Below are 13,203 nucleotides of genomic sequence, written 5' to 3'. Positions count from 1 at the left end.
CCCGCAGCCGCCCTCGCTGCGGCCGAGAACGCATGCGCATGAAACCGAGGACACTGTCGTGATCCACACCTCCAGGAAATCCGAAACGATGACGAGACAGTCCTGGCGCGCGCCCATACGCGCGGCCATCGGCGCCTGAGCGCGCGCGTCTCTTCGTCAGTTTCCGATTTCTATCACCGTGCTGTGGCACGGTCGCGGCCGAGGTGTCGAAATGATCCGTTACAAAACCCTGAAGGATGCTCGGAGCACCAATGCCAGCACCTTTCGCAACAAGCTGCATCAATCCTTGCCGCGCTTCCTCGCCTACTGCGGGATCATGCGTGCATGCCGCTCCATCCCGCAATTCCGGCAGCTAAAACCTGTGGTCGTCGGTTTATTGCTCCCGGCGGACCCGGACAAGGACATCTATGAAGAGGCCGTCCACTATGCCGCGCATGGCCCTTCCTTCATCTATGGCGGCCTCGACGGCACCGAGATCCTGACAAAGGGCGACCGTTGGACGAAGGCCAAGGAGGCGGAACTTTCCGCGGCGCTCTCGAAGCGGCGGCGCGTCGTCCTGGTGATGAAGAACGGCACGGAGACGCCGGATTACTTCCGCCTCGCAGCTGACGGGGTAGTCGAAGTGGGGCCGATCCCGCCGCGGCACGTCATCGCGGGGGCGAGGCTCTGTCTCAAGACGGAGATCACGCCGGAACAGGCCAAGTTCATCGCCACAATGCCCTTGTCAATCATCGGCGCCACGCTGCGCCCGGGCAGGTCCGTCGCTCAAGCGATCAAGCTGATGGCGCAGGCCAATGCGCCAAGGGCGGCCAAAGACATTTCTGGCCCGACGCTCGACGACCTCCACGGCCTCGGCGAGGCGGGCGAATGGGGCCGCGAACTGGCGATTGACCTCGCCGACTGGCGGGCCGGAAGGATCGGCTGGGCGGACGTGGATCGCGGCATTCTTGTGTCCGGGCCGCCCGGAACGGGCAAGAGCACGTTCGCGGGCGCTCTCGCCCGCACCTGCAACGTCCACCTCGTCCTTGGCTCCCTCGGCCGTTGGCAGGCAAAGGGCCACCTCGGTGACCTTCTGAAGGCCATGCGGGCGGCGTTCGACGACGCAAGAAAGAATGCGCCGTCAATCATCTTCATCGACGAGATCGACGCCGTCGGCGACCGCGAGAAGTTCAACGACCACAACGCACAGTACTGCACGGAGGTGGTGGCCGCGCTGCTCGAGTGCATCGACGGCGCGGAGGGCCGCGAAGGCGTCGTCGTGGTCGGAGCCTGCAACTATCCTCACAAGCTCGATGCCGCGATCGTCCGTGCCGGCCGCCTCGACAGGCATGTCCGCATTCCCCTGCCGGACCAGAAGGGCCGCGAAGGAATCCTGCGCTGGCACCTGCAGGGGCTGCTTGCCAAGGCCGACCTCTCGCAAATCGCCGGGAGAACCGAAGGCTGGACTGGCGCCTCCCTCGAGCAGCTCGTCCGCCAGGCGAGACGGCGGGCGAGGCGGGCGCGCCGCGACATGACGCTCAACGACCTTATGTCCGAGCTTCCCGCTTTGGTTCCCATTCCGCCGGAAATGCGCCGCCGGGTGGCCGTCCATGAGACCGGACATGCCATCGTCGCGCTCGCGCTGGCGTGCGGCGAACTCGTTTCGGTTTCGGTCGAGAGCGCCATCGTCCGGAATCCCGAACTGTTCCAGAACGGCGGCGGGGCCCTCATCAGGGATAAGGGATTCAAGGAACGCACCCAAGCCCAGCTGCTCGACAGCATCGCCGTCAGGCTTGGGGGCATTGCGGCCGAGGAAGTGGTCTTCGGGGAGCGGTCGGCGGGCGGCGGCGGCGGCAGGGGTTCCGATCTCCACACGGCCACGCTTTCGGCGTTGGCGTTCGAGGCATCCTACGGCCTTGGCGAAGGCTTGGCTTACCTCGCCCCTGACGACGAAGAGGAACTCTTCTCCGCATTACGGCTCGACCGCCTCCTGCACGTACGTGTCGACAAGACGCTGCTGGAGCAGTTTCAGCGGGCGAAGCGGATCATCGAACGCGAGCGGCTGGAGGTTGATCGCGTCGCGGAGGCTTTGCTCGTCAAGGGGACGCTCGATGCCAGCGAGGTGGTCGAGCTGATCGCGCAGCAGCCGCGGCTCAAGCTGGTAGACGGTGATGACAGGAAAACAGGATAGATGCCGCGTAGCATGGCCCGGCTCTATATTGGCAGCGAGCCATAGAGTGCGGCCTATAATGCGCGAGCGCCGGCGGTCGCGCGCCTGGGACGGGACGAGTGGCTCGGGTGGCGGTCGGACAAGGATCGAGGAGTGGGGAATTGAAGGATTTCATTGGACGGGTTCGCCGTACGTCGAAACTCGGCATCCTCGAAGAAATCCTGGCTTCCTCGAAAAAGTCCTGGCTGCGGAGGCTCTCGTCCGAAACGGGCTTCAGAGCGTCGCGTCATTTCGCGGAAGCCAAGAACGAAAGGAGTCGCTGGCTGTGATTGCACGATGTCGGCAATCGGTTTAATAACGGGTCGAGTGGTTTAATATTAGATCGATTGTTTTGATATCTGAACGATCGACCCGATGTGAAATATGGGTCCTCCGTGGCGAGAACGGTTCCACAGAGCGCGATCAGAAATCCTCTCGACCTTGTCTTCGGGGTCGACTCGAACGTGCGGGTCTTGCGCGTGCTTGTCCGCCATGGCGGGTACCTCTCCAGTTCGGATATCGGTCGTCGCGCCGGGATATCGAAGAGCAGCACACGCCTGGGCCTTATCTCGCTCGGGGAAGCGCGCGTCGTGTCGGCAGAGGGGTCAGGGTACAACCGACTGTACCGCTTGAATGCCGAACACTACTTCTCCAAAGCAATCGAGGACCTCTTTGCTGCCGAGGAACGTCGGTTCGCAGCCATCATCGATGCCGTTACCGATAGTCCTGGTGACAAGAAGCAGTTCGTCAAGAGCCTGTGGGTGTACGGCAGCGTTGCGCGCGGAGAGGACCGCCTGGGAAGTGATCTGGATGTCGGGGTAGTCACGGGATCTGCTGACCTCGCGGCGGTTGTCGAGGTCGTTCGGGACAGCCTTGCCATTCATTCCGAGCGTCTGGGCCTCACCCCAAGTGTCGTTGGCCTCGATATGGAGGATGTCAGCCGTCTTGCCCGTGACGACGATCCTTGGTGGGCGAGCGTGGTCAAGGATGCTATCGTGCTGGCAGGCAGGCAACCCGAGGAACTTCCGTCGCTGGCTGGAGCGGACGCACACGGTTAGAACCGGATCCACCAAGAGAAGGATGCTTCCTACGCGTGCCAGGTCACAATGCGCGGACACCGGATGACGGACTGATCTGGGACAGCGCCGTCCGTACGTCGAGACGCCGACGATGCCCGGCCAGAAGACGGCGATGCCGCTCCCGGCAAGCATCTGACGTTACTTTCTCTCGAACGTCCGTGAGATGATCGCTGCCAATTTGTCGGCCAGCCGTCGAGGCCTTGCGACGAGCCGCTGAGCACCAGATCCGTTTCGCCTAGCTGCGACAGCTTCTGGTCCGCCAAGGCACCTTGCCACCCTGCTTAAGCGCGCGCAGCTGGGCGTGTTCCACTACATTGGTGCGATCCAGCCAGGATTGCCGTTGGTAGCGTAGGCTTGTCCAACTCAGCCGAAGCCTTTCAGCGGGAGCGGTGGTCATGGCATGGTTATTGGATGAGGCGCCACGAATCCTTTGATACGACGGGTCCAATAACGAAACCGCAAGATTTCACAGGCTATCGGTTGCGAGATGTAAGTCACTAAGGGGAAGCTTGATTATGCCTTTGCAACATCCTGAATACGAGAAAGAAAACGACGAGGCCGCCAACGCCCTCCAGTACGAAGAGCGCTTGGTTGATCAGGGCGCGGATGGCGAAATCTATTATGTCACAGGTACATATGAGACGCCGGACGCGGAGAAGGGAACCTTCATTTTGATTCCCGACAATACCAAAGAGCGGCACACATTCGTCGGCAAGCAAGGCGACGCTCACAAGAGGCTCGGAGAACTGAACTCGCGCCCGGGATGAGCGGCGGCGTACGCCTCCGCATTCCCGATACGGACCGGATTCATCTCGCCTCGCGCGCGCATGTCGACGAAGATCGGATCATTTAGGTCGAGGAGTGCGCCCTCGCCCCATTCGGCTTCGATCGCCAGTCCCGTCCGGGCTACTTCCAGCCACCGTGCGTACTTCGCCCTGACCTCTTCGGAGGTGGACGTCGCCAGGACGGCATAGCTGGACCTGAGGAGGCGATCCAGGGTGCGGACGCTTCCCGACAATTCGAGCGAGGCAAGAACTTCGAGCTTCTCCGCCTCGCTCGTAATGTAGAATTTCCGGCTGCCGTCGGTCATTTCTCTCGCTCCCCTTAACGTGTGAACTCGCCAAGGGTCGTGCGTCGTTTCGCAGACGTCAACGGTTCCTGTCGCTGTCGTTCTCGACAGACCCGGGTCACCAGCCGATCAGAATTTGGTTGCCATCCATTGACGCCCCTCGCGTTTGCGGAAACGCCGTTAACCAAGTTCGCCAAAAAGACAAATCAGTTCTCAGAAAGCGTTTGCACCTTCCTTGTCGACGCTATATCCGCCTCCCACTCGCGGGCCTGTCTCACCAGGTCCGCCCAAGAGGAAAGATGACTATGACGATGAACATATCGATAGCTGTGCGGAAGGTCCGCGAAGCTCAGGGCTGAGGCCCCGGTATGTTCTGCCGGGCGTCAAGTCCGGCTTTTTGGTCCCTTCACTATCGAGCGACGGCGAAGCGGTCAAACCGCGGCTTCGCGCGTGAGGCTTCGCGACTTAGCGGTCGCGCAGTCCCCGCCGCTGCCCGTGTTGGTTCGCCCTTCCATCGGCTAGCGGGCGCTCGCCGCCCGCTGGCATGCGCACGCCGACAAGAAAGGGAAACTGAAATGCGTTGCCATAACCTGCTGCTAACCGAAGCGTTGAAGAACTACAGCCACGGATTCAAGATCGGGCACGGGCCTATCCTCGCCCACCCGTTGAAGAGCATCCGTAGCTCGGGCGGGGGCTTGTCCATACCGATGACGCTTCACGTGATTGGGGGCGGAACGCCCCTGCCCTGGAAATTGAGGACGGCGTTGCCAACCGTGTGCCGCAGCCGAAGAAGCGCGACTCCAAGGTCGGCTTCGTCGTCGACCCGTTCCGCAAGCGGAGGGTCTGGTACGAGAGTGGCCTCGAAGAATCGGTAGCGTACTTTCTTCTCGCAAAACCCGAGACGCTGGAGCTGCGCGAGCAGCAGAAGGTGCAATTTTTCCAGAATGGGCAGAGACGCACGTGCTGGATCGACTTCATCCAGCGGGCGCCGGGCGGCAGGATCGCGTATGCCGTGAAGTACAAGATCGACGTCGATGAAGACCTGCGCGAGACCCTTCGGCTCGTGTGCGAACAGGTCGGCGACCGCATTGCCGACGAGTTCCGCATCTTCACCGAGGAGGCCCTGACCCTCGCACAGATCGAGAACGCCAAGGACATCGTGGCGTACGCAGCGGACTACGACTTCGAAGCCCAGACGACCGTGGCCGCTGCGTTGCCAAAACTGCCCGCTCGAACTTCGCTCCGCGAGATTGCCCAAGCAAGCGGACTTGGCGAGCGCGGCCGGCGTGCGGCCGTCACCTTGATCCAGAAGGGCCTGCTGGCGGTCCCTGCCAACGTCCGGCTTGAGGATCAAGCAATCCTTGTCAACCACGGCGCCCGCGAAGGGCGCCGTTAATCGATTCATCACGGAAGCTTGATAGTGCAAAAGAAAAACAACAAGAGGGGGGAGGCGTGAAAGTATTGAATCCTGCCTCGGCAACAAGAGCCGAGAGAGCCCATCTGTTTGGCCGCCACGATCGGCTGCTCATCGATGGCCAGTCCTTCAGGGTCGAAAGGAAGGTCAAGGACACGCACGTGCTCCAGCCCGTGACAGGTGACCTGATCGCGGAAGACTACTTCGTCGTGAAGTCCGACAACGAGATCAACGCGTTGATCCGGTCGAAGCGTATCCGGATCGACGAGGGCTACTATTCGAAGGCCTTGGCTATCTTGCGAGTGCGGTTCGACGACTCCGACTTGACCGACCTGTCGGAGGAAGAACTCAGGACTCTTGCGTGGAAGAAGGAATGGTGCATCCGTTTCCTAGATGCCGCCACGAACCTGCAAGGGCGTTGGCGCCCGCGCCGTATCATTGATGACTTCGCCCGGTTCGTCGAGGAAAACCGCGACCTTATGGATCGGTGGTACCTCGACACGTTCGGAGAACGCAGGCGGCCTGGGCGAAGGATTAAGGGCAAGGTGCGCAAGGCCTTTGACTATCCCAGCCCTTCCGCCCTGAAGAAATGGCTGGCGCGCTTTATCAACGGCAACTGCCGTATGGAGAGCCTGCGTCCCCACTACTCCGAATGCGGCAACCGGAACCAATTGGACCCTCGCGCAGCCGACGTGATCGCGATCGAGGTCAGGAAATACGCCAGCCTGCTGCAGCCCAGAATGGCCGACATCTGCGAGGACGTGGACCTTGCCTTGTACAACATCAACAAGAACCTGCCCGAGCACCAGCAGGTGTACGCGAGCCACAATGCCGTCCGACGCAAGATCCACCTGCTCGATCCGTTCATGGTGGACGCCGGGCGCAAAGGGAGCGACTACGCTTTTCGGAAATACACGCCCGTCGGAAAGGGATTGCAAGTCACGCAGGCTTTGGGACGTGTCGAGATGGACGACTGGGAGGTCGATCTCCACACGCTCGTCGCCAAGTCAAGTTTCTGGAAATCGTTGACGCCCAAACAGCGTAGCCTGGTGCCGCGCATCCGAACGACCCTCACGGCGGGGATCGACTGCGCATCGAGAGCCATCGTCGGCTTCAACCTCGCCTTCGGCCCTCCCTCCACCGCCGCGACGAAGAGCGCCCTCAGGTCGGTCATGATCGACAAGAGCGAGCTCGCCGAGGCTGCGGGAGCAATGGCGTCCTGGCACATGCACGGCCGCCCACTCAACCTGGCCACGGACGGCGGCCCGGTATTTCGCAGCGAATTCGACACAGCCGCCTCGCGAGTCAGCGTCCCGCGCGTCGTCCCTGAGCAGGATCCGCGCAAGCGAGGCACGATCGAAGCGTTCTTCAGGATCATCAAGCGGCTCTGCCGCTATTTCGCGGGACGCTCCTTCTCCAACGTCGTCAAGCAAGGCGACTATCCGGCGGAAGAGCTTGCCTCGCTGACCGTCGGGGAGTTCTACAGGAGCCTGATCAGGTTCATCGTTGACCACTACCACATGAGGCCGCATCGCGGCCTCGAGGGGCGAACTCCTTACGCACAGTGGGAAGAACTTGCCAAACAGGGGCTGCCACCTGCTCCCTCGGATGAACAACTGGCCGTCGCCTTCGGGCTGACGCGCAGGGAAAGGTCGATCACCAAGCACGGGATCGAGTCTGTCGGCATCTCGTACAACTCGATGGAACTGGCTGAGCTTCACATGAAGGTCGGTCAGAAGAAGGTAGACGCCATCGTCGAGCCGGAGGATCTCGGCCATGTGTACGTCTTGATCCCCAAGCACATCCGGGGACGAATCGAGGGCATCCCTGAGAGCCGGCACTTCCTGAGAGTTCCTGCTGTCGATCCCAGTTTCAAGGGCAGGACGCTGGCCGATCACCTGCTCGCCAAACGCGCTGTCCGTGAGCTCTTGAAGCAAGAGGAGGCGTTGGGAAGGCCTATCCGCATCAGCGCGCACCGGGATCTCCTGGACCTATCGAGGGGTGTCATGGACAGAGCGGCGGTCCCGAGCCATGTCGTCACGGAGAAGACCTTGGATATGCTAGAGAAGCGGATCCGCTTCGCCGCCCAGGCTGCGCTCGGTCCTGACCAGTATGCAGACGAAGAAGCGGACGGCGGCCAGCCGGGCGAACTCGTCGCAACAGCGACCCGGCGCCGCGGCAAACCTGACGACACTGACCAACCTCGCACGATCCGAGATCACGAAGCTTTGCCGAAACGCAAGCCGTTCGGCGGAAGCTTGAACCTCGATGACGGAGAAGACGCATGAAGCGGACCACGAAACCCGCCGAGCAGGAACCGGAATGGGATGATTCGACCTCCGACGACGACTTTCTCGACGCCATTTCCGCGCGCATGTCCGATCAGGAGAAGCGCGCCAAAGCGGTGCTGGAACTGGCCAAGAGCGTCTATGTCCCCTGCAGGCGCGACCGGGTCGCCAAGAGCCTTCTTTCCCGCTTCGTGACGATGATGCTCGCGAAGAAAGCTGGCCGGCGAGACGACGGGCGCATCTTCTTCGTCACCGGGGACAGCGGGGCGGGCAAGACAGAACTTGTCAAACGTATGCTTGCGGAGAACAAAACCCTGGGTCCGATTCAGAGATCGTACGGCCTAATCAACCCGGTTGTCCGCCACACGCTGATGGGACCTGCGACGCTCAAGTTTCTGGGGCTGAATATCCTCAAGCAGGCCGGATACAAGATCACCCGGAGGTACGAGCAGGGCGAGGTCTGGGACATCATGCCCGAGCAACTGCACCTGCGGAAAGTCCTGCTGATCCATATCGACGAGACGCAGCACCTGCTGAAGCTGACTGAATCGGACAAGGAACGCGATGCCGTCAGGAAGGCACTCAAGGGAGTGATGAATTACGAACCATGGCCGGTGAGCTTTCTCATGTCGGGAATGCCTGGCATCACCGCGCTTGGCAAGCTTGACCGGCAGATCGAACGGCGCTCACGGCATTTGCACCTTCCGGGCGTGACCCTTCCCGGTGAGCGTATCCTGGTCCTCAACATCGTCACTGCTATGTGCGAGGCAGCGGGGCTCAACCATGGCGCAGTCACAGAGAGCGACCTTCCAGACCGCATCGCCCATGTCGCCAGGTATCAGTACGGGCGCATCGCGCAGGTGGTACTCGCCGGGATCGAGCAGGCTGCATTTAGGGAGGCGTCCACCCTGACCCGCGAACACTTCGCCCACGCCTATATCGACCATTCGCAGGCCAGGGGATACGACCACATGAACCCATTCCTTGTCGACGACTGGATGAGCCTCGAGCCGGGCCTCTTCCTGATCGAGGAGGACGAGTAATCGTGAGTTTGAACAGTCGGACTCTCGAGCCGCTAGGATTCGCCTACCAGCTTGAAGAGCTGGAGCCGGCGGCTGGGTTCGCATCACGGCTCGCCGCGCTGAATGGCCAGTCGCTGAAGAGCCTGCTTCGCGACATGAGCATCAGGCAGCGAAACCTCGACCTCGGGCTCGCCGCTACCGTGAGCGACATCGCGCTCCTCGGGCGAGCCGACCCGGTGCGCTTGCTTCGGTACACTCCTGTCCGCAAAACCGACAAGCTGTACGAAGTCGCAGGCGAAACCTTCATGCGGCTGACGGTCAACCGGACGTACTTCCGCTACTGCCCGCGGTGCACCCTCGAGGATATGGGCCAATACGACGGACCTGTCCGCAGCAGGCCCTGGCTTCGGCTTCAATGGACCATTTCCCATTTCCGCTCCTGCCCCCGGCATGACGTCTTCCTCACGCAGGCGAATCCTGCGCGCACTCCCTTCGCCCCGTTCGATTTCAGCAGCACCATGGAAAACCTGTTCCCTACCCTGCGGCAGACGGCCGACCAGGCTGTGACCGTGGCCGCCTCCCCTTTCCAGGCCTGGATTCAAGACCGATTGTGCGGGAATGGCTTGTCCGACAACTGGCTCGACGACCTCCCCCTCTACGTCGCAGCTCCTTTTTGCGAGGCGCTGGGCGTATCGTCGCTCCACCCGCCGAAAGTCCGGGTAGCAAGGTTCGCGGCATCTGACTGGGCGCAAGCTGCCGACGAAGGGTTTCGGATCGCCAGCGCTGGCGAGGCGTCCCTGAACGAGCTCCTCGAAAGGCTCAACCGAGGACAGGCCTCGACCCGCGGAGTCTGGGGGCCACGAGACACGTATGGCTACGCATACGGACTCCTGCAAAAGACCGTTGACGATCCGGCTTACGCCAAGCTGCGGGACGCCGTGCGACGGTTCGCGCTCGAGACGATGCCGATCGAGCCGGGAACAGACGTGCTTGGTCAGCCAGCGGGCAAACGCAAAGTCCACACCGTCCGGACCGCAGCGCGCGATTCCGGAATGCACGCTTTGAGCATCCGTCGCCTTTTCAAGCGAATGGGCGTCGACGAGGCTTCGGATCATTCAGGGGTGATGGACCACCGTATCCTCGTCACATCCGATGACTTCAGCCACGTAGTCGCCGAGTTGAAAGACGCGCTCACGGCGCCAGAAGTCGAGCGACTGCTTGGCGTTCCCCGGATTCACCTGAAGGAACTGGTCGCTCACGGACACCTAGACGGGCTTGCCGGGACAGGCAGTAGGCGGAACGCGAAGCGCCGCTTCTCGAAGGTCGAAGTCGAGCGGCTGAGGGAGCGACTGTTCGACGGCGCCCAGGAGGTTTCCGAGCCGACCGAACGTCAAGTTGACATCACTGACGCGCGCCGCGCGGCCACCTGCACCATTCCCGACATACTCGACATGATCATCAACGGAAAGCTCGCCTGGAAAGGACGGCTGGCCGGCAGGCATGACTATATGGCGTTGCTGCTCGACGCCGACGAGGTAACGAGGCTTGTGCGCTCGGACGGAATGCGCACCAACCTCACCAAGGCCGAAGCAGAGGGGTTCCTTCCCGGTACGCATGAGCGTGTTGTGAGCAGGTTGATCGATGCAGGCTACCTTACGCTCGTCGAGGAATTCAGCCCCGATGCGAGGCGGATGATCCCCGTGGTCTCGCGGGATAGCGCCGAGGCGTTCAAGTCTCGCTTCGTCTCGCTTGGTGAGCTTTGCCAAAAGACCGGAATGCATCACAAGAAAGTACGCCTGATCCTGCGCGTAGCCGGCATCGAAGCAGCGCTCGATCCGGGAGTCGTGGGCGCCTTCTTCTACAGCCGTGACCTGATCGACCAGGCCGAAGGCCAGTCACAATCGATGTGGACTTATGAAAAATCAGCGCTGCAAAGAAAATCCCGATCGCTCAGTGGGCAATCCCAGGGAGGCTCATCTGTTTCGCATACACAGTAGCGATCCGCGTGCGGTCGTCCTTGCTAGCTAGGAACCGACGCAATGTCTGCGCATCCCCGAACATGGGCAGGAAAGTCCGTTTGCCGCGCTTGATCTCCTCTCGAATGAGGCCCTGAAACCCATCGTCGTCGAGATGCTTCTCTATGAACGCTCTCAGCTTGGGGCCCGGTTCCAGATCCCATGCGAGAATCCGTTGAACAGCCCTGTACAGATTTCCGAGATAGGAGGGGTTGGGCAGCAGACAGATATCCATTTTTCCCCGACGGACGCCGTCCAGATAGGAGTCTCCGCAGATTACTTTCCGCTCTTTCAGGTCGTAAAGGATCGCATCCCAATCAAAGAAGGTGCAACGTGTGATGTCCTCCAGACACTTGACCTCGACGTGCCCTTCCCTGGCCGCCCAAGTCGTCTCCAAGGCCCAAAAATCCAGCTTCCACCCCTCCTCAACGAAGGAATAACCACCGAATTGATTGCGCCGAGCGCCGTTCTTTGCCGCCATCTCGGCAACGGCGGCGGCTGGCGCCTCTATCACCAAGTCGATGTCGGAATGAAATCCTCGCCCTCCGGCTCGGGCAATGTCCCTGACCATCCCGCCGACGATCGCAACGCGCTCGAAATCAAGGAAATGCCTCTTAAGCAAGGAGCGCAGACGCACGTTTGCGGCGGATTTTTCCCACCAAAGGTACTCATCCATTCTCCGCTTCACGATCCGCTGCTCTGCTGCGACCGTCACTCCGGGATTTCCTTTATCTGTTTCCACAACTTCAAAGCGAACGAATCGGTCATGCCCGACACCATATCCGTCAGCAAGCGCAATTCACGATACCGCATCGCCGATGCGTCCCCTGAGCCTAAACCGCTTCGGCCTGCCTCTTCAATATAGTTCGAACTCACAATGGACCAACCGTATTTTGCCAAGGCGCCATTCCGCCGTGACGCAATGTCGTCAAAGTCTTTTCGGTCGCTGATCGAACGCCAGAAGAACGTCATCAGGCCGTCTAGCGCCGCAGCTCCGATAGCCTCCATCTTGAGGACAGACGGGTTTGCAAACGCGTGCTTTTTTGCCACGTCTTTGAGCGCGCTGCAAAGCGCCACGCCCTCCATAAGCGGCGTATTATGGGTTTTGGCCAATATGGCGTCTGACGATGCCACGAAACTCTTGCTCGCCTCCTGTATCAGCTCCTCTATGAGGTAGGCCCGGAGGTAACCGATCTTGATGTCCCGCGCCACGTCGGCGTCTCTCCCGCTCGCCTGGACATTTGCAAACCTGTCTCGGGTTTTCATAACCGCCCCGGAGGATGAGCTGCGCGGGTCGTGGAGGAGGATCGCCAAGACGTCATCAGGAGATATGATCTTCTTTTTCATAACGTCGTCCACATCAAGGATGCTGTACGCGATGTCGTCGCAAGCCTCCATGATCCAAGTGAGCGGATGACGTTCCCCTTCGGCCATTCCGGTTTCGGCACGGACCCAATCCACAATCTCGCGTTCGGATTCAAAGTATCCAAATTTCTTGTTCACCAGGTGGTCCGGGTCGACGTTGCTGGCACTCACCGGGTATTTCAGCAGAGCGGCGAGTGTACCTGCAGTTAGGTGGAGACCCGCATGATCGACGTTCGTCTGGAGGCGTGTCACCAGGCGGAACCCTTGTGGATTGCCGTCGAACTTGAGGAATTCCCGATGTAAGTGGGGTGGTACTGGTTTCTCCAGTTGCGCTTCATGGCCCTCCATCTCGTGAGTGAAGATCCAATCCGAGCGTTGGGAGAACCACTTGCCGATGGCGGCCTCCCCTTGATGGCCAAACGGTGGGTTGCCCAGGTCGTGCGCTAATCCAATTGCCAGAAGGACGGGTTGGACGTGCGTATGTAGGTCTGCGCCGAAGAAGGAGCTGCCACGATCAGCCGTTATTCTCGATCCTATAGACCGGGCGAGATTGGCCACCTCGTGCGAATGGGTAAGACGGGTTCTAACCCCGTCATTTTCCTCCATTGGCCAAACCTGCGTCTTGTCGGCAAGCCGGCGAACCGGCGTGGAAAATAGAAGTCGATCATAGTCTTGTTGAAAGAACGACCGCCACCCTCGCGGATCAGAATCCGGGGAACTTGCGCGCCCCCAGCGCGCGGTGGACCAAATTGAACTCACTTCC

10 protein-coding genes are annotated in these 13,203 nt (G+C 60.8%); 7 read left to right on the top strand and 3 right to left on the bottom strand.

Translation table 11 applies throughout. The features are described from left to right. Nucleotides 1–211 precede the first annotated feature (211 nt). The 3 genes from EJ070_RS24685 to EJ070_RS24675 all read left to right on the top strand — a co-directional run bounded on the left by EJ070_RS24685 (nucleotide 212) and on the right by EJ070_RS24675 (nucleotide 4,034). Nucleotides 212–2,170, top strand: coding sequence for an AAA family ATPase (locus EJ070_RS24685; RefSeq protein ID WP_126093683.1), 1,959 nt, complete (start codon nucleotides 212–214; stop codon nucleotides 2,168–2,170). 497 nt (nucleotides 2,171–2,667) lie between these two features. Then, nucleotides 2,668–3,246 (top strand): nucleotidyltransferase domain-containing protein, encoded by a 579-nt coding sequence (locus EJ070_RS24680; RefSeq protein ID WP_245464963.1) that lies wholly within the window; start codon nucleotides 2,668–2,670, stop codon nucleotides 3,244–3,246. Nucleotides 3,247–3,782: 536 nt separating this feature from the next. Then, entirely contained in the window at nucleotides 3,783–4,034 is a 252-nt protein-coding gene (locus EJ070_RS24675) for a hypothetical protein (protein WP_126093682.1), read from the top strand. On the opposite strand, the gene EJ070_RS24670 is transcribed toward EJ070_RS24675, so the two are convergent. Beyond that, complete coding sequence (locus tag EJ070_RS24670; protein WP_126093681.1) at nucleotides 3,995–4,357, bottom strand: hypothetical protein; 363 nt, start codon at nucleotides 4,355–4,357, stop codon at nucleotides 3,995–3,997. The two genes, EJ070_RS24675 and EJ070_RS24670, sit on opposite strands and share 40 nt — an antisense overlap. Before the next feature lie 754 nt (nucleotides 4,358–5,111). On the opposite strand from EJ070_RS24670, the gene EJ070_RS24665 reads away from it, so the two are divergent. From EJ070_RS24665 to EJ070_RS24650, 4 genes are read left to right on the top strand one after another with little or no spacing between them, the layout of a single operon-like run. Then, nucleotides 5,112–5,732: a hypothetical protein gene (locus EJ070_RS24665; RefSeq protein WP_126093680.1), complete on the top strand. Its 621-nt coding sequence runs from the start codon at nucleotides 5,112–5,114 to the stop codon at nucleotides 5,730–5,732. Between the two features lie 56 nt (nucleotides 5,733–5,788). Beyond that, nucleotides 5,789–8,038 carry a Mu transposase C-terminal domain-containing protein gene (locus EJ070_RS24660; protein ID WP_126093679.1) on the top strand — a complete coding sequence of 750 codons (2,250 nt, stop codon included), beginning with the start codon at nucleotides 5,789–5,791 and terminating at the stop codon, nucleotides 8,036–8,038. Further along, the gene (locus tag EJ070_RS24655) at nucleotides 8,035–9,081 is read left to right on the top strand and encodes an ATP-binding protein (protein WP_126093678.1); all 1,047 of its coding nucleotides are present in this window, start codon (nucleotides 8,035–8,037) and stop codon (nucleotides 9,079–9,081) included. Before EJ070_RS24660 ends, EJ070_RS24655 begins: the two co-directional genes overlap by 4 nt. A 2-nt stretch (nucleotides 9,082–9,083) precedes the next feature. After that, nucleotides 9,084–11,057: a TniQ family protein gene (locus EJ070_RS24650; protein WP_189350028.1), complete on the top strand. Its 1,974-nt coding sequence runs from the start codon at nucleotides 9,084–9,086 to the stop codon at nucleotides 11,055–11,057. On the opposite strand, the gene EJ070_RS24645 is transcribed toward EJ070_RS24650, so the two are convergent. Both EJ070_RS24645 and dgt read right to left on the bottom strand, forming a co-directional pair. Further along, a complete protein-coding gene (locus EJ070_RS24645; RefSeq protein WP_126093676.1) occupies nucleotides 11,011–11,790 on the bottom strand; it encodes a hypothetical protein in 780 nt (259 codons plus the stop codon). The two genes, EJ070_RS24650 and EJ070_RS24645, sit on opposite strands and share 47 nt — an antisense overlap. Further along, the gene (gene dgt / locus EJ070_RS24640) at nucleotides 11,787–13,199 is read right to left on the bottom strand and encodes a dGTP triphosphohydrolase (RefSeq protein WP_189350026.1); all 1,413 of its coding nucleotides are present in this window, start codon (nucleotides 13,197–13,199) and stop codon (nucleotides 11,787–11,789) included. Before dgt ends, EJ070_RS24645 begins: the two co-directional genes overlap by 4 nt. Between the last annotated feature and the right edge of the window lie 4 nt (nucleotides 13,200–13,203).

Origin of the sequence: Mesorhizobium sp. M1E.F.Ca.ET.045.02.1.1, assembly GCF_003952485.1 — a bacterium.
Classification (GTDB): Bacteria; Pseudomonadota; Alphaproteobacteria; order Rhizobiales; family Rhizobiaceae; genus Mesorhizobium.
Note: the sequence above shows the minus strand (reverse complement) of the source record. Positions and strands in the feature narration are given on the sequence as shown.